This is a genomic window from Bacillus cereus group sp. BfR-BA-01441 (assembly GCF_022663075.1).
Lineage (GTDB): Bacteria > Bacillota > Bacilli > Bacillales > Bacillaceae_G > Bacillus_A > Bacillus_A cereus.
The window spans coordinates 1-221 of sequence record NZ_JAKUEU010000413.1 but is presented as its reverse complement, the minus strand read 5'-3'; the positions used below and the strand labels follow the sequence as shown (position 1 = coordinate 221).

Genomic DNA, 221 nt, shown 5'->3' with positions numbered 1-221 from the left:
TCTAAAATTCTGTGGATTATATAATGCTCCAGCGTTTGCTTTTGCTGCATTAAATGAAGCTTCGTTATACGCATAGAATGATTTGTTTATGAATCTTTCTTCTCCATTTGGATTGATCCACTTATAACCTTCATAAGTACTTACCTTCATCCAGCCATTTTCTTTTTTTTCTACTACTCCCCAATTTTGCGGGTTAAATGGTGCTCCATAATTTGCTTTTG

General features: G+C 34.4%; 1 pseudogene. It reads right to left on the bottom strand.

The features are described from left to right. Positions 1–221 (bottom strand): annotated as a pseudogene (locus MR107_RS31035) (hypothetical protein); the annotation flags it as partial.